The 21205-nt window shown below is 65.5% G+C and carries 23 protein-coding genes; 17 read left to right on the top strand and 6 right to left on the bottom strand.

What is annotated here, in order from left to right; all coding sequences use genetic code 11:
* Positions 1-63: 63 nt before the first annotated feature.
* From R2N03_RS12470 to R2N03_RS12420, 11 genes are all read left to right on the top strand, one after another.
* A complete protein-coding gene (locus R2N03_RS12470; RefSeq protein WP_316657965.1) occupies positions 64-1590 on the top strand; it encodes an FAD-binding oxidoreductase in 1527 nt (508 codons plus the stop codon).
* Between the two features lie 12 nt (positions 1591-1602).
* Positions 1603-2841, top strand: a complete 1239-nt coding sequence (locus tag R2N03_RS12465; protein WP_316657964.1) for a lactonase family protein — start codon at positions 1603-1605, stop codon at positions 2839-2841.
* A 96-nt stretch (positions 2842-2937) separates the two neighbouring features.
* Positions 2938-3465 carry a Fur family transcriptional regulator gene (locus tag R2N03_RS12460; protein ID WP_260803728.1) on the top strand — a complete coding sequence of 176 codons (528 nt, stop codon included), beginning with the start codon at positions 2938-2940 and terminating at the stop codon, positions 3463-3465.
* Entirely contained in the window at positions 3453-4535 is a 1083-nt protein-coding gene (locus tag R2N03_RS12455; protein WP_316657963.1) for a CobW family GTP-binding protein, read from the top strand. Before R2N03_RS12460 ends, R2N03_RS12455 begins: the two co-directional genes overlap by 13 nt.
* Before the next feature lie 410 nt (positions 4536-4945).
* Entirely contained in the window at positions 4946-5365 is a 420-nt protein-coding gene (gene dksA / locus R2N03_RS12450; RefSeq protein ID WP_316657962.1) for an RNA polymerase-binding protein DksA, read from the top strand.
* A gap of 72 nt (positions 5366-5437) precedes the next feature.
* On the top strand, positions 5438-6742 hold the full coding sequence (gene zigA / locus R2N03_RS12445) for a zinc metallochaperone GTPase ZigA (RefSeq protein WP_316657961.1): 1305 nt from the start codon (positions 5438-5440) through the stop codon (positions 6740-6742).
* A 99-nt stretch (positions 6743-6841) separates the two neighbouring features.
* On the top strand, positions 6842-8443 hold the full coding sequence (locus R2N03_RS12440; RefSeq protein ID WP_316657960.1) for an ABC transporter substrate-binding protein: 1602 nt from the start codon (positions 6842-6844) through the stop codon (positions 8441-8443).
* Positions 8444-8581: 138 nt separating this feature from the next.
* Positions 8582-9118 (top strand): ATP-dependent protease subunit HslV, encoded by a 537-nt coding sequence (hslV, locus tag R2N03_RS12435; protein ID WP_316657959.1) that lies wholly within the window; start codon positions 8582-8584, stop codon positions 9116-9118.
* Between the two features lie 51 nt (positions 9119-9169).
* Positions 9170-10501, top strand: coding sequence for an ATP-dependent protease ATPase subunit HslU (gene hslU / locus R2N03_RS12430; RefSeq protein ID WP_316657958.1), 1332 nt, complete (start codon positions 9170-9172; stop codon positions 10499-10501).
* A 208-nt stretch (positions 10502-10709) separates the two neighbouring features.
* Complete coding sequence (locus R2N03_RS12425; RefSeq protein WP_316657957.1) at positions 10710-11312, top strand: hypothetical protein; 603 nt, start codon at positions 10710-10712, stop codon at positions 11310-11312.
* A gap of 70 nt (positions 11313-11382) precedes the next feature.
* Positions 11383-11586: a CsbD family protein gene (locus R2N03_RS12420; protein ID WP_024977038.1), complete on the top strand. Its 204-nt coding sequence runs from the start codon at positions 11383-11385 to the stop codon at positions 11584-11586.
* A 6-nt stretch (positions 11587-11592) separates the two neighbouring features.
* On the opposite strand, the gene R2N03_RS12415 is transcribed toward R2N03_RS12420, so the two are convergent.
* Both R2N03_RS12415 and R2N03_RS12410 read right to left on the bottom strand, forming a co-directional pair.
* Positions 11593-12171, bottom strand: a complete 579-nt coding sequence (locus R2N03_RS12415) for a response regulator transcription factor (protein WP_316657956.1) — start codon at positions 12169-12171, stop codon at positions 11593-11595.
* 33 nt (positions 12172-12204) lie between these two features.
* Entirely contained in the window at positions 12205-13566 is a 1362-nt protein-coding gene (locus R2N03_RS12410; protein ID WP_316657955.1) for an ATP-binding protein, read from the bottom strand.
* Positions 13567-13707: 141 nt separating this feature from the next.
* Here R2N03_RS12410 and R2N03_RS12405 point away from each other — a divergent pair, with 141 nt between their 5' ends.
* A complete protein-coding gene (locus tag R2N03_RS12405; RefSeq protein WP_316657954.1) occupies positions 13708-14205 on the top strand; it encodes a copper chaperone PCu(A)C in 498 nt (165 codons plus the stop codon).
* A 54-nt stretch (positions 14206-14259) separates the two neighbouring features.
* Positions 14260-14475: a hypothetical protein gene (locus R2N03_RS12400; RefSeq protein WP_316657953.1), complete on the top strand. Its 216-nt coding sequence runs from the start codon at positions 14260-14262 to the stop codon at positions 14473-14475.
* Here the strand turns inward: R2N03_RS12400 and R2N03_RS12395 are convergent, their stop codons facing one another.
* The 3 genes from R2N03_RS12395 to R2N03_RS12385 are packed head-to-tail and all read right to left on the bottom strand — an operon-like array spanning position 14476 to position 15538.
* Positions 14476-14703 carry a cysteine-rich CWC family protein gene (locus R2N03_RS12395; RefSeq protein WP_316657952.1) on the bottom strand — a complete coding sequence of 76 codons (228 nt, stop codon included), beginning with the start codon at positions 14701-14703 and terminating at the stop codon, positions 14476-14478.
* Positions 14700-14912: a zf-HC2 domain-containing protein gene (locus R2N03_RS12390; protein WP_316657951.1), complete on the bottom strand. Its 213-nt coding sequence runs from the start codon at positions 14910-14912 to the stop codon at positions 14700-14702. The genes R2N03_RS12395 and R2N03_RS12390 overlap by 4 nt, the downstream gene beginning before the upstream one ends.
* A 32-nt stretch (positions 14913-14944) precedes the next feature.
* A complete protein-coding gene (locus R2N03_RS12385) occupies positions 14945-15538 on the bottom strand; it encodes a sigma-70 family RNA polymerase sigma factor (RefSeq protein ID WP_316657950.1) in 594 nt (197 codons plus the stop codon).
* A gap of 172 nt (positions 15539-15710) precedes the next feature.
* Between R2N03_RS12385 and argB the strand changes: the two genes are divergently transcribed.
* The 3 genes from argB to slmA are packed head-to-tail and all read left to right on the top strand — an operon-like array spanning position 15711 to position 18193.
* Entirely contained in the window at positions 15711-16637 is a 927-nt protein-coding gene (argB, locus tag R2N03_RS12380) for an acetylglutamate kinase (protein ID WP_316657949.1), read from the top strand.
* Positions 16637-17491 (top strand): pyrimidine 5'-nucleotidase, encoded by an 855-nt coding sequence (locus tag R2N03_RS12375; protein ID WP_316657948.1) that lies wholly within the window; start codon positions 16637-16639, stop codon positions 17489-17491. The genes argB and R2N03_RS12375 overlap by 1 nt, the downstream gene beginning before the upstream one ends.
* Before the next feature lie 48 nt (positions 17492-17539).
* Positions 17540-18193 (top strand): nucleoid occlusion factor SlmA, encoded by a 654-nt coding sequence (gene slmA / locus R2N03_RS12370; RefSeq protein WP_316657947.1) that lies wholly within the window; start codon positions 17540-17542, stop codon positions 18191-18193.
* A 60-nt stretch (positions 18194-18253) separates the two neighbouring features.
* Here slmA and pdxR read toward each other — a convergent pair whose 3' ends face one another.
* On the bottom strand, positions 18254-19765 hold the full coding sequence (pdxR, locus tag R2N03_RS12365) for a MocR-like pyridoxine biosynthesis transcription factor PdxR (RefSeq protein ID WP_316658189.1): 1512 nt from the start codon (positions 19763-19765) through the stop codon (positions 18254-18256).
* A gap of 156 nt (positions 19766-19921) precedes the next feature.
* Between pdxR and gabT the strand changes: the two genes are divergently transcribed.
* Positions 19922-21202, top strand: coding sequence for a 4-aminobutyrate--2-oxoglutarate transaminase (gene gabT / locus R2N03_RS12360; protein ID WP_316657946.1), 1281 nt, complete (start codon positions 19922-19924; stop codon positions 21200-21202).
* Positions 21203-21205 lie beyond the last annotated feature (3 nt).

The raw sequence follows: 21205 nt of genomic DNA, 5'->3' as shown, positions 1-21205 counted from the left end.
CACGCGTCCGAATCCCACTTCGTTTGCGCGACGCTTGCGCAAACGCCCTCACCGGAGTCGTCGATGACACTGGATGTGACGCGCCAAGACCCTCGCTACAACACGCTCAAACATGGCTTCAACCTGCGCTGGCCGGCGACGGATGCGCAGGCCGCCAGCCGCATCGCGCTCATAGAAAAGCCCGACGATGTGGCGCCCGCCGTGCAGCGCATCATCAACGCAGGCCAGCGCCCGACCGTGCGCAGCGGCGGGCATTGCTACGAGGATTTCGTCTCCAACAACCCCGACGGCACGATTGTCGACCTGAGCCTGCTCGCCACGCCCGAGGTGCGCGCCGACGGCTCGGTGCGCATTCCGGCCGGCACGCAAAACTGGAACGGCTACCTTGAGCTGTACAAGCGCCACAACGTGACGCTGCCCGGCGGCTCGTGCTATTCGGTGGGCGCGGGCGGACATATCTGCGGCGGCGGGTATGGGCTGCTCTCGCGGCTGCAGGGGCTGACGGTGGATTGGCTTTCGGCCGTGGACATCGTCACCGTGGATAAAACCGGCAAGGCGGCTGCGCGCATGGTGGATGCAGCGCACGATCCGGATCTGTTCCGTGCATGCCGCGGCGCGGGCGGCGGCAACTTCGGCGTCATCACCGGCTACACGTTCGCCAAGCTGCCCGAGGCGCCGCAGGAAGTGGCACTCGCCACCGTGGCCTTCGACTGGGCGACCATGACGCCGCAGCGCTTTGCCGAATTGCTGCGCATCTACGGCGAATACTGGGAGACGCGCGGCAAGGACCCGGACACGTGGGGCATGTTCTCCCTGCTCAAGCTCACGCACAAATCGTCGGGGCAGATCGTGCTGCTCACGCAGTTCTGCAACCCAGACGGCACGTGCCGCGATCTCTATGTCCTCAATGATTTTCTGAACCGCTTCCAGGCCTGCGCGCCGACGCCGGTCAAAGGGCGCCCGCCCGGCTATGGCCCCGCGCACAGGCAAGGCGTGGGGCAACTGCTCTGCTCCAAGCCGCACACCATCGTGCAGTACGACTGGCTGACGGCCACGCAGTATCTGAACGGCTCGGGGGCCAATCAACGCGGCAAATACAAGTCGGCCTATATGAAACGCGGCTTCACGGCGCGTGAGGCGCAGCGCATCTACGCCCACCTCACGCGGACGATGCCGGGTGTCGACCTGAGCCAGTCGCTGCTGCAAGTCGATTCGTACGGCGGCGCCGTCAACAAGACCGAGCGCATTGGCGACACCGCCGTGCCGCAGCGGGCGTCGATCATGAAGCTGCAGTACCAGACGTATTGGGGCGCCGCTGCCGACGATGCCGGCCACCTGCGCTGGATCAGCGATTTTTACCGCGATGTCTATGGTGCGCCCGATGTGCCCGCACCGCACAGCGGCACGCCATACCCCGGCGACCGGTACGAGGGCTGCTACATCAACTACCCCGACGTCGACATGCTCGCCTACCCGTTCTGGCCGCAACTCTATTACGGCAGCGGCGACCTGTACGCGTTTCTGCAGGATGTGAAGCACCGGTATGATCCGAACAACATCTTCCACCACGCCATGTCCGTGCGTGTTTGATGGAGCCATCCCATGACCAATCGTCTTCGTCGAACTTTCATGCAGTGGACCGGTAGCCTGCCTTTGCTGGGCGCTCTTCCCAAAACCGTCATGGCCCAGGCGGGCGAGCAATCCGCCGCGGCGGGCGCGCAGCCCGCAGGCAATGCACGCCCTCCCCGCTTTGCCTATGTCGGTACCTACACGTTCAATGCGCCCGGCGGCACTGCCGGTGGCCCGGCCGCACGCGGCATCTACGTGCTGGCGCCGCGCGGCGATGCGTGGACGCAGGTGCAGGTGGTCGAGAGTGCCAATCCGTCGTTTCTGGCCGTGCACCCGAATCAGCGGTTCCTGTACGCCATCAACGAACTGGAGGTCTACGAGGGCCGCCCGAACGGTAGCGCCGAGGCCTATGCGATTGATCCGCACGACGGCAAGCTGACGCTGCTGAACCGCCAGCCGCTGTCGCTGTCGGGCACGAACCCCGCGCATGTGGTCGTGTCGCCGGACGGCAAGCACCTGTGCGTGTCGATCTACAGCGGTGGCGCGTACAACCTCCTGCCGATTGGCGAGGACGGCAAGCTCGGCACTGTGTCCGGCATCTTCAAGGACACCGGTTCCGGCCCCCGCCCCGAACAGGAAGCGCCGCACGCGCACATGATGCTGTTCGACACCACCGGCGGCCACGTGATCGGCACCGACCTGGGTACCGATCGCATCAACGTGTTCGCCATTGAGGGCGGCAAGCTTGCCCCGCGGGATCGCGCGCAGCTCAAGCCCGGCAGCGGTCCGCGCCATCTGGCGCTGCATCCGCAAGGCAAGCTGCTCTACGTCATCAATGAACTCGAAGGCTCGGTCGCCTGCCACGGTTACGACCCCGCCACCGGCCACGTGCTGGAAGAGCGCCAGCGCATCTCCACCACCCCCGCCGACTACACCGGCCAGAAGAGCGGCGCCGAGCTGCTGATGCATCCGTCAGGGCGCTTCCTCTACGCCAGCAACCGGAAGCTGAAGTCCGACCACCCGCTGGCCGACAGCGTGGCCGCGTTCAGCATTGACGCCTCGGGCAAGCTCGCGCCGCTTCAGTACTGGAGCGAAGGTGTGCACTTCCCGCGCGCGATGACGATGGCGCCCGACGGCAGGTATGTCTACGTGCTCAACCAGAAGGGCGATACGATCCTGCGGCTGCGCATCGACGGACAAACCGGCAAGCTGGACCAGCCCACGGTCGTGGCGAAGGTGCCGACGCCCGTGTGTCTGATGTTTGCGGCGTAAGCGGTAGCGAAGCGCGAAAAGAAACCCTGGGCGGCGCAAGGCCGCCCAATTGCAACTCAATTGCAGCAACCCGCGCCCCGTGGGACAATTCCGCGCATGAACACCCCGGCCCCGCGCGACGATCTCGCCACTTCGCAATCCCATTCGCCTGAAGAGGCTGCCCGCGCGCGCCTGCGCGGCCTGGGCAGCCGTGTGACCGAGCCCCGCGTGCGCGTGCTGGCCGTGCTGATGCAGGGCGCCGATCCGCTTTCGCACCAGGCCGTGTGCGACGCGCTGCCGGACGATTCCGGCATTGACCGCGTGACGGTCTACCGCGTGCTCGACTGGCTCGTGGCCGGCGGCATCGTCCACAAGACGGCTGGGGCCGATCGGGTTTTTCGCTTCAGCCTGGCAGAGCATGACGCCGCGCGCGAAGCAGCGCACCGCTCGCATAGCCACTTCCACTGCACGCAATGCGGGCGCGACTTCTGTCTGGAAGGCGCCGAGCCGCCGGCCATGCCGAAGGCCGCCTTGCCCGCCGGCTTCGCAGCCGACCATGCCGAACTCACCATCAAGGGCGCCTGCGCGGATTGCGCGCATCCAGCGGCCCATCACAAGACAGGAAACGCACCATGTCCAAAATGATCCCGGTCACCATCCTGACGGGCTTTCTCGGCAGCGGTAAGACCACGCTGCTCAAGCGCATCCTGACCGAACAGCACGGCATGAAGATCGCCGTGATCGAAAACGAGTTCGGCGAAGAGAACATCGACAACGACATCCTCGTGCAAGACGGCAACGAGCAGATCGTGCAGATGAGCAACGGCTGCATCTGCTGCACGATCCGCGGCGACCTGGTGCAGGGGTTGTCCGACCTGCTCACGCGCCGCGACAACGGCCAGATCCAGTTCGACCGCGTGGTCATCGAGACCACCGGTGTCGCCAACCCCGGCCCCGTGGCCCAGACGTTCTTCATGGACGACGAGATCGCGAGCCGCTACCTGCTGGATGCCGTCATCACGCTGGTCGACGCCAAGCACGGCAACATGCAGCTCGACAAGCAGGAAGAAGCGCAGCGCCAGGTGGGTTTTGCCGACGCCATCTTCATCACCAAGAGCGATCTGGTGTCCGCCGACGATGTGGAGGCACTGCGCCACCGCCTGCTGCACATGAACCCGCGCGCCCCGATCCGCACCGCCAATTTTGGTGAGACGCCGATCGACACGATCTTCGACCTGCGCGGCTTCAATCTGAACGCCAAGCTCGAGATCGATCCCGACTTCCTGCGCGAAGACGATCATGATCACAACCACGATCACGATCATGACCACGCCTGCTCGACCGATTGTGATCACGACCATGATCATGAGCACCACCACGGCCACGGCCATCACCATCATCACGGGCATGCGCACCATACCGACCGCATTGCCTCGTTCGTCTTCCGCAGCGAACGGCCGTTCAATTACACCAAGCTGGAGGAATTCCTCTCGGGCGTGCTGAATATCTACGGCGAGAAGCTGCTGCGGTACAAGGGCGTGCTGTATATGGAAGGCGTCGACCGCAAGGTTGTGTTTCAGGGCGTGCACCAGCTCATGGGCAGCGACGTGGGGGGGGAATGGGACGGCGAGACCCCTTCCAACCGGATGGTGTTTATCGGCGTAGACCTGCCGCGCGAAACGATTCTGAAAGGATTGGAGAACTGCCTGGCCTGATCCGAACGGTCTCCCCCCTCGTTCTGGTGGCACCGGCGGGCGGTCCGGGGCCGATTTCCTGTCCGTGTTTCTCCGATAGTTCAGTTAATATCGTTCAGATACAATAGGTCGATTTTGAAGCACGTCGTCCGAAGCATGTCCGGCAGGAGGAGCAGGCGATGGTGACAAAGACCAAGGACAGGCGCGGCGCCGATGGCGGTGCCGGACGGTCTGAAGTGGAGTCGGCAGCAGCCCAGGCTGCGCCAGCCACCCGAAAAAAAGCGGCAGGGGGCGCCGCTGCGGGAGAGGCAATGGGAGGCGCGCGGGGCGGCAAGTCCGCCGCCAGCGAGAACGAGTCCGGCGCATCCCCGCGCAAGGACGACGCGACAGCCGACACGGCGCGCGATTTACCAGGATCATCTGCAGCAACCATGAGCAGCAAGAAACTACTCACCGAAGCCGAAATCCTGAAGATGGGCGAGAAGGATTACATGAACGAGGCGCAGCTCGCCTTCTTCAAAGACCGGCTTGTAAAAATGCGCGACGACATTCTCAAGAATGCCGACCAGACCGTCAGCGATCTGCGCGAGACCGTCGTTGTGCCGGACCCGGCCGACCGTGCCACCATCGAGGAAGAGCACGCGCTGGAACTGCGCACGCGTGACCGCGAGCGCAAGCTGCTCAAGAAGGTCGAGCAGTCGATCGCCCGCATCGATGCCGGCGACTACGGCTACTGTGATGAAACCGGCGAGCCGATCGGCGTGCCGCGTCTGTTGGCCCGCCCGACCGCCAACCTGTCGCTGGAGGCGCAGGAGCGCCGCGAAAAGCGCCAGAAGTTGCAGGGCGATTGAGGCGCGCGCAGTGCTTGTTTGAATTGGCAGCCCGGTGTAGAGCCGGGCTGTTTTGCTTTATAGGTCACGATCATGTCCCGTCCGCTTCCCGTCACCGTGCTGTCCGGCTTTCTGGGCGCCGGCAAGACCACGCTGCTCAACCACGTGCTCGCCAACCGCGAGGGCAAGCGTGTGGCCGTGATCGTCAATGACCTGTCGGACGTCAATATCGACGCCCAGCTCGTCGGCGACGGCACCGCCACCAGCGCGCAGCTCTCGCGCACCGACGAGCGCATGGTCGAGCTTTCCAACGGCTGCATCTGCTGCACGCTGCGAGAAGACCTGCTTGAAGAGATTGCCCGTCTCGCGCGCGAAGACCGCTTCGACTATCTGCTGATCGAGTCGACCGGCGTCGCCGAGCCGCTGCCGATTGCCGAGACGTTTACGTTTGAAGACGAGCAAGGCGATGTGCTGTCCGACCTCGCGCGCCTGGACACCATGGTCACCGTGGTCGATGCCCAGCATTTCCTTGCCGACTACGACGCTGCCGATTTTCTGTCTGACCGCGGCCAGGCGCGCGACGAAGACGACGACCGCACCGTCGTCGACCTGCTGATCGAACAGGTCGAGTTCTGCGACGTGATCGTGCTCAACAAGATCGATCTCGTGAGCGACGCCGAGCGCGCACGCCTGGGCGGCATCCTCCATTCGCTGAACCCGCGTGCGCACATCGTGCCGGCATCGTTCGGCAAGGTGCCGCTGGACGAGATTCTCAACACGCACCGGTTTGATTTCGATGCCGCCGCCGCCGCGCCGGCATGGCTGGCGGAGCTGCGCGGCGAGCACGTGCCCGAAACGGAGGCGCTCGGCATCCGCAGCTTCGTCTATCGCTGCCGCGTGCCGTTCCACCCGCAGCGCCTGTGGGACCTGATGCACACCGATTGGCTGCGCGAACACGGCCGCGTGCTGCGCTCGAAGGGCTATTTCTGGCTGGCCTCGCGCATGGACATTGCCGGGAGCTGGGGCCAGGCCGGCGGCGTAATGCGCCATGGCGGAGCAGGCGCGTGGTGGGCCGCTATCGATGCAGCCGAATGGCCCGATGAGGAGGAAGCCCGCGCGGACATCATCGACAAGATGCACGACAACGGTGCGGCCGCGCCGTGGGGCGACCGTCGTCAGGAGCTCGTCTTCATCGGCACCGACCTGGACGAGGCCGCGCTGGTCGCGCAGCTCGACGCCTGCCTGCTGAGCGCTGCCGAGATGGCTGCCGGCCCGGATGCCTGGGCCGCCCTGCCGGATCCGTTCCCGGCCTGGGCCGTCGACGATCACGACGAGGACTGGGACGGCGACCACGATCACCAGCATGGTGACGACTGCGATTGCGGGCAGCATCACTGAGCCTGCGCATACCCTGCCAAGCAGCCGTTGACACCGGTGTCATCGGGTCCCGACAATCGCCGAACGTGTTGTTTCCGTCACGAACTTCGGGGGATCGTCATGCCGGTTCTGCGTCTGCTGCGCGCCGCGAGTGTCGTCGCCGCGCTGTCTCTTGCCACGGCGCTTGCGCCGGTCGTCTCGTTTGCCCAGTCGTCCGCCGGTCCATCGACGCTGGTCATCGGACTCTCGGGCGACGTCACCTCGCTCGATCCGCACTTCCATAACGTCACGCCCAACGCCAATGCCGCCGAGCACATGTTCGAGACGCTGGTCGCCAAGGACGAGAAGATGCGCCTGAAGCCCGGGCTGGCCACCTCGTGGAAGGCCGTGAGCGATACGGTGTGGGAAATCAAGCTGCGCCCCGGCGTGCATTTTCATGACGGCAGCGAGTTCACCTCGGCCGACGTCGTCTACTCGCTGGCACGCCCGGCCACCATCAAGAACAGCCCGTCGCCGTATACGATCTACACGCGCGGCTTCAAGGATGTGACGGCAGTCGACAAGCTGACCGTGCGCATCACCACGAATGGCCCGTACCCGCTGGTGCCGAACGACCTGTCGACCATCTACATCGTCTCGAAGAAGGCGGCTGAGAAAGCCGGCCCGGACGACTTCAACAACGGCCGCGCTCTGATCGGTACGGGGCCGTTCAAGTTTGTCTCCTTCGCCAAGGGCGACCGCCTCGAACTTGCCCGGTTTGATGGCTATTGGGGCAAGAAGCCGCAATGGGAACATGTGACGCTGCGCATCCTGACCGCGGACGCCCCGCGCGTGGCCGCGCTGCTGGCCGGCGACGTGCAGGTCATCGAAAACGTGCCGACGTCCGACATCAAGAAGCTGTCGTCGGACCCGGCCGTCTCGGTGTTCAGGATGCCGGTGTTTCGCATGATGTATCTGCACCTGGATTCGAACCGCGACGTCTCGCCGTTCGTGACCGACAAGGCGGGCAAGCCGCTGGCCAAGAATCCGCTCAAGGACCCGCGCGTGCGCGAGGCGATCTCGCGGGCCATCTCGCGCCAGGCCATCGTCGATCGGGTCATGGAAGGCGCCGCCGAGCCGACCGGCCAGCTCGTCAACAGTGCGCTGTTCGGCCATGTGCCCGACCTGAAAGCGCCGGTGGCCGACCCAGCGGCGGCCAGGAAGCTGCTCGCGCAGGCCGGCTACCCAGAAGGCTTCGCAATCACATTGCACGCGACCAATAATCGCTACGTGAACGACGATCGCGTCGCCCAAGTCATCGCCTCGATGCTCTCGCGCGTGGGCATTGCGACCAAGGTCGAAGCGATGCCCTCGGCGACGTTCTTCACGCGCGCCAACAAGCTGGAGTTTTCGTTCCTGCAGGCGGGCTGGGGTGCCGACACGGGCGAAGCCAGCTCCAGCCTGAAGGCGTTGCTGGCCACCTACGACCCGGCGCGCGGCTGGGGCGCCTCCAACCGGGGGCGCTATTCCAACCCCGCGCTGGATGCCAAGCTGGCCGAGGCCCTCCAGACCATCGACGATGCCAAGCGCGAAAAGCTGCTGCAGGAGGCCACGGAGATCGGGATGCGCGACTACGGTGTGATTCCGCTGTACTTCAACATCAATGTGTGGGCGGCGCGCAAGGGCTACAGGCTCGTGCCGCGTCTGGATGAGCGCACGTACGCCTTCGACGTCACCCACTGAACCTGTCGGAAGCGAGCTTCGGGCCACAAAAATCCTGCGCCTCCGCCGAAGTCGCGCTTGAAATCCTAGGGGCTGGCGCCAAGTATGGAATTCTTTGGCCGGCTCGCGTCGGGCCGGCCGGACCCTAGGAACAAGCGCATGGAACAGTATCACGGCACCACCATCGTCAGCGTGCGGCGCGGCAACCAGGTTGCGCTGGGCGGCGACGGCCAGGTCACGCTGGGCAATATCGTCATGAAAGGCTCGGCCCGCAAAGTCCGTCCCATCTATGACGGCAAGGTGCTGGTCGGTTTTGCCGGTGCCACCGCCGACGCCTTTTCTCTGCTCGACCGCTTCGAGGCCAAGTTGCAGAAGCATCAGGGCAACCTGCTGCGTTCCGCCGTCGACCTTGCCAAGGACTGGCGCACCGACCGCGCCCTGCGTCACCTGGAAGCGATGCTGATCGTCGCCGACCGCGAATCCACGCTCATCATCACGGGCAACGGCGATGTGCTCGACCCCGAAGGCGGCATCGCTGCAATCGGCTCGGGCGGCGCATATGCGCAATCGGCCGCCAAGGCGCTGATGGAGAACACGGATCTCGCGCCGCGCGACGTGGTGGAGAAGTCGCTCAGGATCGCCGGCGAACTCTGCATCTACACCAACACCAATTTCGTGATCGAGACGCTGGAATAAGCGGGCTGACCGCGCCGCGCAAACTCGCCGCACGCACTGACAGGATTCCCCATGTCTGAGACCATGACACCGTCGGAAATCGTCTCCGAACTCGACAAGCACATCATCGGCCAGCAGAACGCCAAGAAGGCCGTCGCCGTGGCGCTGCGCAACCGCTGGCGCCGCCAGCAGGTGGGCGAGCCGCTGCGCCAGGAGATCACGCCCAAGAACATTCTCATGATCGGCCCGACCGGCGTGGGCAAGACCGAGATTGCCCGCCGCCTGGCCAAGCTGGCCGACGCGCCGTTCATCAAGATCGAGGCCACCAAGTTTACCGAGGTGGGCTACGTCGGCCGCGATGTCGACACCATCGTGCGTGACCTGGCCGAGATGGCCGTCAAGCAGACGCGCGAATCCGAGATGAAGAAGGTGCGCGCCAAGGCCGAAGATGCGGCGGAAGATCGCCTGCTCGACGTGCTGATCCCGCCGCCGCGCGACATCGGCTTCGCACAGCCCGAAGAGAAGGACTCCACCGCGCGTCAGACCTTTCGCAAGAAGCTGCGTGAAGGCCAGCTCGACGACAAGGAGATCGAACTCGAGGTGTCGGCCGGCGTGCCGAGCATGGACATCATGGGGCCGCCCGGCATGGAAGACATGACCGAGCAGATCCGTTCGATGTTCGCGGGCCTGGGCCAGGGCAAGAAGCACCGCCGCAAGATGAAGGTGGCCGAGGCGTTCAAGCTGCTGATCGACGAAGAGGCGGCCAAGCTCGTCAATGAGGACGAACTCAAGCACAAGGCCATCGCCAACGTCGAGCAGAACGGGATCGTGTTCCTGGATGAAATCGACAAGATCGCCAGCCGCAGCGAAGTCGGCGGCGGCGAGGTGTCGCGCCAGGGCGTGCAGCGCGATCTGCTGCCGCTGGTGGAAGGCACGACGGTCAACACCAAGTACGGGATGATCAAGACCGATCACATCCTGTTCATTGCTTCGGGCGCGTTTCACCTGTCCAAGCCGAGCGACCTGATTCCTGAGTTGCAGGGCCGGTTCCCGATCCGCGTCGAGCTGGATTCGCTGTCGGTGGACGACTTCCGCGCCATCCTCACGCAAACCGACGCCAGCCTCACCAAGCAATATCAGGCACTGCTGAAGACGGAAGGCGTTGACCTTGTCTTTGCCGAGGATGGCATCCGCCGCCTGGCCGAGATTGCCTGCTCGGTGAACGAGAAGGTCGAGAACATCGGCGCCCGCCGTTTGTACACGGTGATGGAGCGCCTGCTCGAAGACCTGTCGTTCCACGCGCACAAATCGTCGGGTGAGACCGTGACGATCGATGCGGCCTATGTCGATGAACGCCTGAACGAACTGTCCGGCAACGAAGACCTCTCGCGCTACGTGTTGTAACGACGACATTGCGCACGCCCAGCGGGCCGCATCGGAGACGATGCGGCCCGTTTTGTTTGGAGCCCCGCCAGGCCAGTGCGCACAAGGGTTTGTTCCGTATCGAGGCGGGGCGGGCCCGTTATCTGCTGAAGAGGTGGTGCCGCAAGAACACATGCGCGCCGCGTACTTCGTGTGCGCGACCCCAACACCACGACAAGGAGAGAAGCGTATGAAACCGATCCGACGCCTGGCTATTTGTTGCGTGCTTGCGTGCGCCCCGCTGGGGCTGGCCCATGCCCAGTTGACGCCCGCGCCGACCGCGTCCGCTCCCAACGACGCCAAGCGCACTGCGTATGACAACGCCGTCAAGCAGGCCGATTCCGACTACAAAGCCGCCAAGGACAAATGCGACGCCATGAAGGGCAACGACCGCGACGTTTGCCGTGCGCAGGCCAAGGGCGATTACAACGTCGCCAAGGCCAATGCAAGGGTGGAGCGCGACGGCACCGAGGCTGCACGCAACCGCGCCGCCAAGGAAAAGGCGGAAGCCGATTACGACGTTGCCAAGACCAAGTGCGATGCGCTCAAAGGCAACGACAAGGACACTTGCATGAAGGACGCGAAGGCCGCCTACACGCGAGCCAAGAGCGGCGAAGAGGTGAGCCACGCGAAGGCCACGGGCAACGCCAAGGACGTCAGCGAAGCGCGTCGCGATGCCGTCAAGGACCGCAACGATGCCGACTACAAGGCGGCCAAGGAGCGCTGCGACGCCATGTCGGGCGACGCCAAGACGAAATGCCAGAACGACGTGGCCGCCAAGTACAAGAAGTAAGTCTGGCGGGTTTTTCTCAGCGGCGGCTGCGGGTGGCCGCCGCGTTGTCTCAATCGCAACGGAGGACGTGATGAACTGGGATCAGATCGAAGGCAAATGGGATCAGGCCAAGGGCAAGGTCAAGGAAAAGTGGGGGCAACTGACCGACGATGACCTGACCGTGATCCGCGGCAAGCGCGATCAGCTTGCCGGCAAGATCCAGGAGCGCTACGGCTACACGAAGGAGCGTGCCGAAGACGAGCTCAAGGCGTGGGAGCGCGATACGCGCTGGTAGGCGCCGTCACTTTGCAACCGGACGCTTCCCCAGCTTGCGCTGGAGCGTGCGTCGGTGCATGTTCAGGGCGCGCGCGGTGGCCGAGATGTTGCCGTTGTGCTCGGCCAGCACGCGCTGGATGTGTTCCCACTCCAACCGTGCAACCGACAGCGGGGCGGGGTTTTCCATGGTTTGCTCCGCCACCGCTTCCGACACGCCCACCTGCAGCGCCAGCAGGATGGAATCCACATTGGCCGGCTTGGCCAGGTATTCGTCCGCCCCCAGCTTGACGGCCTGGACCGCGGTGGCGATGCTCGCGTAGCCCGTGAGGATCAGCATTCGCGCATCGGGTAGCGCCTGGCGCAGCGGGGCAATCCAGTGCAGGCCGGAATCCGTGCCGCCATGCGGCATCAAGCCCTTGTCGCTGGCGGCCAGATGCAGGTCGACGGTCACGTAGGCAAAGCGATTCTGGCGCGCGAGCGCGAGCGCCTCACCTCCCGTGTGGGCGATCTGCGGGGCAAAGCCGCGGCGCGTGAGCGCGCGTGACAGCGTCTGCGCAAAGACATCGTCGTCGTCGAGGATGAGGAAGGGGGCGGGTTGCTGCATGGCTTTCTCCGGAGCCGCATCGAGGCGGTCGCGTTATGTGAAGAGGGTGGGCGCCCCAATGATGGGCGGCGCCGATTGTTCCTTCGGACCGCCAAGGGGCAGCCGGAGTTCGGCAATGGCGCCTTGCGGCGGGTTGGGCCGCAGCACCACGACGCCGCCCAGGCGGCGCGCCGTGGTCGCGGCAAGATACACGCCGATGCCGTGCCCGCCGTGCCGGCTGGGCACGGGCGTGCGGCCCAGCGAGGTGCGCAGGTCTTCCGGCAGGCCCAGGCCCGTGTCGACCACGGATAGCACGATCTGCGGCGGCATGCTCTGGCCGCCAAGCGCGCGCTGCGCGTCCGGGTTGGCATCGATCCTGGCGGTCAGCAACAGCGGTACCAGGTCGCGCCCGGCCTGCTGCTGGCTGCGCGCGGCGTTGTCGAGCAGGATGGTGAGGATCTGGCCCACGTTGACGCCGTCCAATGCCACGGCCTGCGCCGCCGGGGAGGTCTCCGTGTGCAGGCGAATGTCCGGATGGCGCAGCTGCCAGGTCTGCGTGAATTCCGGCAGCCATTGGCCCAGCGGCTCAGGCGCGCCGTCGCTGGGTTTGCGCTGCAGGCGCGCAAGTGCGGCGCGGCACAGTTCCAGTTGCTGTTCAATCGCACGCAGGTCTTCCTGGTATGGCGCGAGCGGAGAGTTGGGCAGGCGCGCGTCGTGCTGCAGCTCGCCCGCGATGACGGCCACCGTCGACAGCGGCGTCCCCATCTCGTGCGCCACGCTGGCGCCCTGCGACATCAGCGCCTCGATACGCTGGTCGCGCAGCAGGCGCTCGCGCGCCTCGGTCAGTTGCGCGTCACGCTCGCGCAGTGCGGCCGACAGCCGCGCCGTAAAGCCGGCGATCATCGCACTGCTGGCCACAAAATCGATCCACATGCCCGCAAGGTGGTACGGCACCGCATCGGCCTCGTTCAGCAGCTTCAGCGGGATGTAGTTGCCGAGCATCATGCTGTAGGCGGCCAGCGCATACAGCGTGAGGCCCACGACATGTGCAATCGGCAGCATGGCCGCGGCAATCGCCAGCGCGGGCAGGTAAAACGAAACAAAGGGATTGGTCGCCCCGCCCGTGAAATACAGCAGGGCAGACAGGGCGCTCAAATCCACCAGCAACTGGATGGTGATCTCGATATGGCGCACCGGCGGGTTGCTGCGCATGCGCAAGCCGGTCACCAGGTTGAACAACGCATGCAGGCCCATCACGCCCAGCAGCGGCAGCACCGGCAACTGCACCGCAAACACCATCGGTGCCAGCAGCATCAGGATCAACTGCGTGGCAAGCAGGCTCCATCGCAGCCAGAACAGGCGGCGTAGACTGGATATATCCAGCAGTGGAGCGGCAAGGGACAGTGTGGAAAGCATGGCGGGTAAGTGTAAACGTGCGCGCCGCGCGGTTCTGGCCGGCGCGATGCGTCAATCGGCCGCACAATTGTGCACCTAACGTATCCCCCCACAAGCGCTGTGCTTTAATGCGCAGCACATTTGTCCCGACAGGAGCCTTTCATGAAGATGTCCCGATCGATGCGTTACTCCGTTCGCGTGGCTGCGCTGGCTGCTGGCCTGCTTGCCGGCGCTACCGCTTTCGCACAGGTGACGGTGCAGGACGCCTGGGTGCGCGGCACCGTGCCCGGCCAGACCGCGAGCGGGGCGTTCATGACGCTGCAATCGGCCGATGGCGCGAGGGTGGTGGGCGTGTCCACGCCGGTGGCGGGTACGGCTGAAATCCACGAGATGAAGATGGAGGGCAATGTCATGCGCATGCGCGCCATGCCATCGCTTGACCTGCCAAAGGGCCAAACCGTGCAACTCAAGCCGGGCGGCTACCATGTGATGCTGATGGATCTGAAGCAGCCTCTGGTCAAGGACACCACCGTGCCGATCACGCTCAAGGTGGAACTGGCCGACAAGCGCGTCGTCGAGCAGAAGGTCGAGGCCAAGGTACGCGACCTGACCGCAGGCAACATGCCCGCCATGGGCCACGGCGGCGAACACATGCACTGATGGTCTGCGGCGGGCGTCGCTGCGGGCTGCACAGGGCAAAGGAGTGCATTCCTCATGGCTAACAAGACGCTGGGCACCCGCCAGAAACTGACCTTCCGCATCGAGCCGTCCACCCAGGCCGGCATCGCGCGCCCACGCAATTTCCTGGTGCCGCTCGCCCGTGGCCGCAAGGCGGGCGCCCACACCCAAGGCGGTCACGCCGAACGCCAGCGCGGCCGGGCCGACGTCCGCCGCGCGCTGCGCACGCTGAACGAAGACAGCCAGGACTGATCAGTCCGACGCGGCAACTGCGCGCGCGCGTGCGATCGCCTCACGCAGGCAGCGCGGGCAGAGACAGCCCTGTCCCGGAAGCCGGGCATGGGCGGGTAGCGCCGCTTCCGCCGCGCACCAGCACGCCGGATCGGGTTGGGTCCCGTCACCGATGGCGCCGCAACGCAGCGTGGTTCCGCAGTTGCCGCACGTGGTGTTGGCCGGGCGTACCGGCATCGATGTCTTCATGGGCGGTCGTTGCCGGCATCGTCCTGGCCCAGCCGGTGCATGGCCTGGCGCAGGAATCCCATCTGCTGCGAAAACCGCGTGCACGCATCACATGCGAACAGGTGAAGACGCAGGCGCAGGCGCTCGCTGGCGGGCAGTTCTCGATCCATCTTGGCCACCAGCATGCGGTGGGCTTCCTGGCAGGTGGGCAATCCCCAGCGGTTCGGCATGGTTCTTCTCGGTGATGCGTCTGACATGCGACTCAGGTGGCGGTCGGCTGATTGCCGAACCAGTGCAGATCCAGGCACTCGCGCAAGCGCATGCGGGCACGGTAAAGCAGTGCCCAGGCATTGGTCGCGGTGATTTGCAGTTCCTGACAGATCTCGTCCGTCTCCAGCTCCAGCCACTCACGCATCATGAAGACGCGGCCCACCCGTGGGGGCAGGCGGTCGACGCACATCTGCAGCACATCGAAGAATTCGCGCCGTGACAGCGCCGCGTCGGGGTCGCCCCAGTCGGAAGGCGGGCGGACGTAATGGCCATCGGCAGCGAACAGCGTGTCGAAGACGGCCTCATCAGAGCGCTGGTCGGCGTCGTCCGCGGCGGCGCCTGCAAGCAGCGAGACACGCACTTCGCGCCGTCCCGATCGGATCGCATCGATGATCTTGTGCTTCAGGATGCCGATCACGTACGTCTTGAGCGACGCGTTGCCGGCAAAGCGCTCGGGGTGTTCCAGCACGGCAAGGATGCTGTCGGCGACGACGTCTTCGGCCAGCGCCGTGTCGCGCAACTGCAGTTGCGCAAAGCGCAGCAGATGCGGGCGCAAGGCGTCGAGCTGATCGGGTGCGATGGCCATGTTTCCCCAGAGGTGTTCTTTCGCGGCAACGGTGCGGCAGGCACGCAAGGTGCGCGGTCAGACCGGAGATGCTTTTCTTGTAAAATCGCGCCTGCCGAAAATGGGCTGCTCCGTTTGTGTAGCACGCGACATTCGGCGCTCCATCATACCCGCCCAACCGGATGTCACCGTCATGACCGCTGCTGCTGCCCCCGACCCTGCTGGCCTCGCCCCCGAACTCGCGCATATCGCGCCGGCGCTCAAGGCTGAAATTCTTGCGCAAGCGCTGCCCTACATTCGCAAGTTCCACGGCAAGACCATCGTCATCAAGTACGGTGGCAATGCCATGACCGAAGAGAAGCTCAAGCACGGCTTCGCGCGTGACGTGATCCTGCTCAAGCTGGTCGGCATGAACCCGGTGGTAGTCCACGGCGGCGGCCCGCAGATTGACGAAGCCCTGAAGAAGATCGGCAAGACCGGCACCTTCATCCAGGGCATGCGCGTGACCGACGAAGAGACCATGGAAGTGGTCGAGTGGGTGCTCGGCGGCGAAGTCCAACAGGACATCGTCATGCTGATCAACCAGTACGGCGGCCAGGCGGTCGGCCTGACCGGCAAGGACGGCGGCCTGATCCGCGCCAAGAAGCTCAAGATGCCGGACCGTGAAAACCCCGGGCAATTTCTCGATATCGGCTTCGTGGGCGACATCGAGGCGATCAACCCGGCGGTGGTCAAGGCGCTGCAGGACGACGCGTTCATTCCCGTCATCTCGCCCATCGGCTTCTCCGATGACGGCCAGGCCTACAACATCAATGCCGACGTGGTGGCCGGCAAGATGGCCGAAATCCTCAAGGCCGAGAAGCTGGTCATGATGACCAACATTCCCGGCGTGATGGACAAGCAGGGCAACCTGCTGACCGATCTTTCCGCCCGCGAGATCGACGAGCTGTTCGCCGACGGCACGATTTCCGGCGGCATGCTGCCGAAGATCTCGTCGGCACTGGATGCGGCCAAGAGCGGCGTCAATTCGGTGCACATCGTCGATGGCCGTATCGAGCACTCGCTGCTGCTGGAAATCCTGACCGAACAGGCGTTCGGCACCATGATCCGCTCGCACTGATGCAGACCACCCGGGTGGCCCGGGCGCGCCGTACGCGCGCCTGGCCGCGCGAGGTGGCGGCGCCCACGCGGCCCGTGCAACAGCCCGTCTGGCTGTTCGACCTCGACAACACCCTCCACCACGCCTCGCACGCGATCTTTCCGCAGATCAACCGGCTGATGACGGCCTACGTGGCCCGCGTGCTCGGCACCGACGAAGCCACCGCCAGCCAGGTGCGCGTCGACTACTGGCGCCGCTATGGCGCCACCATTCTTGGCATGGTGCGCCACCATGGCGTCGATCCGGACGATTTCCTGGCCGAGGCCCATCGCTTTGACGACCTGCGCGCCATGGTGCGCGCGGAGCGCGGTCTCGCCCAGTTGCTGCGCGCGCTGCCCGGACGCAAGATCCTGCTGACCAACGCGCCGGTCGCCTATGCGCGCGAGGTGCTACGGCACATCGGCCTCAAGCGCGCGTTCATGCGTGAGATTGCCGTCGAGCACATGTGGGTGCATCGTCGTCTGCGCCCGAAGCCTGATCCGCTGATGCTGCGCCGCTTGCTGGCACGCGAGCGGATTGCGCCATCGCGCGCCATCCTCGTCGAAGACACGCTTTCTCACCTCAAGCGCTATCGGCGTCTTGGGATCGGCACGGTGTGGGTGACGGGCTACTTGCCGCGCGTCGCGCCCGGCGTGCAGCCGGCCGCTGCGGCCGATGCCTTGCATCCCATGCAAGCGGCAGCCGTTGGCGCGCGTGCAAATTCACCACATCAACCGGCCGCCGCCCCGATTTTGTTCGCCAACCGGCCCGGCTATGTGGGCGTGAAAGTAAAATCGGTGCTTCAACTACAACGAAGGCTTGTTCGACGCGGCTAGACAGGCAGGTAGTCTCCGCAGTCAGGACGGGAGAGGGGCCAGGACGTCATGAGCAACGCGCAAACGCGGTTTTCTGCGGCCGAGTCGGCCTCGGAAGCCGTCATCGAAGCACCACCACCGGCCCGCAAGCGGCCGCGCCCCGGCGAGCGCCGGGTGCAAATCCTGCAAACGCTGGCCGGCATGCTCGAGCATCCGCGTGGTGAGAAGATCACTACGGCCGGGCTCGCAGCCAGGCTCGATGTGTCCGAGGCGGCGCTCTATCGCCATTTCGCCAGCAAGGCGCAGATGTTCGAGGGGCTGATCGAATTCATCGAGCAGACCGTCTTCGGCCTCATCAACCAGATCACGCTGCGCGAAGAACACGGCCTGCGCCAGGCCCATGCGATCGCGCACATGCTGCTCTCGTTTGCCGACAAGAATCCGGGCATGACGCGCGTGCTGGTGGGCGATGCGTTGGTCGGCGAAGATGAGCGCCTGCCCGAGCGCATGGCGCAGTGTCTCGATCGCATCGAGGCGTCGCTCAAGCAGAGTCTGCGCATGGCCGTGACGCAAGGCGCATGGCCGGCCGACAGCGATATCGCCTCACGCGCGAACCTCATCGTCTGTGCCGTGCTGGGCCGCTGGCATCGCTACGCCAAGAGTGGTTTCCGCAAATCGCCGGTGGAAGGCGCGGACGCGCAACTGCGCGTGCTGCTGGCCTGAGCACAGCGCTTGCGGCAGGAAGCCCCGCACATGCGGGGCTTTTGTGTTTCGGCGCACGTGTCAAACGACGCTGCGCACGGCCTGCGCCAAGGTATGAAACCGCGCGGCAATCGCCTCCGTTTCAACGTGTCCATAGCCCAGCAGCAAGCCAGGTTGCCTGCGTGCATCGTCCTGGTAATAGCGCGAGAGCGGCCGCGTGACGACGTCATTGGCCAGCGCCCGCTCGGCCACGGCCACATCGTTGGTGCCAGGCGGCAGGCCGAGCACCAGGTGCAGTCCCGAGGCGCCGTCATGTACGGGCAGCGCGTCGCCGAATGCATCGGCGATGGACGCCAGCAGCGTCTCGCGCCGTTCCGCATAGATGCCCCGCATGCGGCGGATGTGTGAAACGAAATGTCCTTCCGCAATGAAATCCGCGAGCACGGCCTGCGTGAGGATCTGCCCGCCGCGGAACATCTCCGACAGCCCTGTCGCAAAGGCATCGGCGAGCGCCGGCGGCACGACCAGGTAGCCAATCCGCAGGCTCGGGAACAGCACCTTGGAGAACGTGCCCATGTAGAGCACGCGGCCGCCCTCGTCCAGGCCCTGCAGCGACGGCAGCGGACGGCTGCCGTAGCGGAATTCGCTGTCGTAGTCGTCTTCGGCGATCCATGCGTTGGTGGCGTGCGCCGTGGCCAGCAGCGCGCGGCGCCGCGCCAGGCTCATCACCGAGCCGAGCGGATACTGATGCGAAGGCGACACGACCATCAGCTTGGGGGGCTTGTCGCGTTGACGCGTGCGCGTGGGCGCGTCGAAGCGCATGCCTTCGTCATCCACCGGCAGCGGCACGGTTCGGATGCCGGCAGCGGTGAGTACGCTGCGCACGCCCCAATAGCCGGGGTCTTCGATCCACGCGCTGTCGCCGGCGTCGCACAGCAACTGGGCGATGAGCTGCAGCGAGGGGTGGATGCCCGCGGTGATGATGATCTGCTCGGGTTCGCAACGCACCCCACGCGCCGTGCGCAGGTAGTCTGCCAGCGCAGTGCGCAGTGGCAGGTAGCCGGCGCCCACCGGGTACGTCAACAGCGCGGGCGACGGCTTGCGCAGCAGCCGGTTGTGCAGCCGCGACCAGATGCGCGCCGGAAACATCCGCACCTCCGGCACACCCGGCATGAAGGCGCCCCATTGGCGCGAACTCGCACCCGCATCGCGCACCAGCGCACGGCCGCGCGTGGACAGCATCGGCGCAGACGGCATTGCCGCTTCGGTGATCGGCGCAGCGGCGGCAGCGACCGCCGGTGGCGCCGCGTCGAGCCGGTCCGGCGCGGTATCGGCGACGAACGTGCCGCTGCCGACACCGGCCGAGACATAGCCTTCCACGCCCAGTTGCTCGTAAACATGGATCACCGTGTTGCGCGCGATGCCCAGTTCCGACGCCAGTTGCCGCGATGACGGCAGGCGTGTGCCGGGCTGCAGCTCATCGCGCAGGATGCCCTCCTGCAGCACGCGGTACAGGCGGCGGTGGTCGGGCTCTCCACCGGGACCGGAACCGTCGGATCGATCGAAGCGCCGCTGCAGGTAGTCGACCAGCATGCTGGCACGGTGGGCGGGGGAATGGTCTGCCATGGCGGGCTGCGGAGCCGGAAATGGTTCTAAAAGAAAAACCTGATTGGGTCTCATTGTACGGGGCCAATGACTGCGACACTGGCCCGCATCGCATCTTTTTTGACCCCACACATCCCGACCGCCATGAACGCCCGAGACCCGCAACAGAACGCCCAATGGAATGCCCGCCGCCTGGCCGCCACGCCGCGCGGTGTCGGCGTGATGACCGACCGCTACGCCGAGCGCGCCGAGAACGCGCTGTTCTGGGACGTGGAAGGCCGCCGCTACATCGACTTCGCGGCCGGCATTGCCGTGGTCAATACGGGTCACCGCCACCCGCGCCTGGTGCAAGCCGTGCGCGAGCAGCTGGATCACTTCACGCACACCGCCTACCAGATCGTGCCGTACGGCTCGTACGTCGAATTGGCCGAGCGCCTGAACGCGATCACGCCGGGCACTTATGCCAAGAAGACCGCGTTCTTCACCACCGGCGCCGAGGCCGTGGAAAACGCCATCAAGATCGCACGGGCGCACACGGGCCGCCCGGGTGTGATCGCGCTCACGGGCGCGTTCCACGGCCGCACGTTCATGGGCATGTCGCTGACCGGCAAGGTGGTGCCGTACAAGACGGGCTTCGGGCCGTTCCCGGGCAGCATCTACCACGTGCCCGCGCCTGTCGCGCTGCATGGCGTGAGCACGCAGGATGCGCTCGATGCCATCCAGCGCCTGTTCAAGGCCGATATCGATCCGCGCCAGGTGGCAGCCATCATCTTCGAGCCGGTGCAGGGCGAGGGCGGCTTCTACCAGATGCCCGCCGATTTTGTACGCGCCGTGCGTGCGCTCTGCGATGAACACGGCATCGTGATGATCGCCGACGAAGTACAGACCGGCTTCGCCCGCACCGGCAAGCTGTTTGCCATGGAGCACACCGGCGTGCTGCCCGACCTGATGACGATGGCGAAGGGCCTCGCAGGTGGGCTGCCGCTGTCCGCCGTCACCGGCCGCGCCGAGATCATGGACGCACCCGCCCCCGGCGGCCTCGGCGGCACCTACGCCGGCAACCCGCTGGCCGTGGCGGCCGCGCACGCGGTGCTCGACATCATCGCCGATGAAAAGCTATGCGAGCGTTCGGCCGCGCTGGGCGCACGCCTGGTCGATGCCCTCAACGCCGCCCAGGCCAGGCAGCCGCGCATTGCCGAAGTGCGCGGCGTGGGCGCGATGGTTGCTGTCGAGTTCAATACACCGGATGGCAAGCCCGACGCCGATTTCACCAAGCTCGTGCAGCAGCGTGCGCTTGAAGCCGGCTTGCTGCTGCTGTCGTGCGGCGTCTACGGCAACGTGATCCGCTTCCTGTTCCCGCTGACCATCGAAGACGCCGTGTTCGAAGAGGGGCTCGCCATCCTGCAACGCGTCCTGGAGGCTTGACGC

The sequence above is a fragment of the Ralstonia condita genome (assembly GCF_958405655.1).
GTDB classification, from domain to species: Bacteria; Pseudomonadota; Gammaproteobacteria; order Burkholderiales; family Burkholderiaceae; genus Ralstonia; species Ralstonia condita.
Note: the sequence above shows the minus strand (reverse complement) of the source record. Positions and strands in the feature narration are given on the sequence as shown.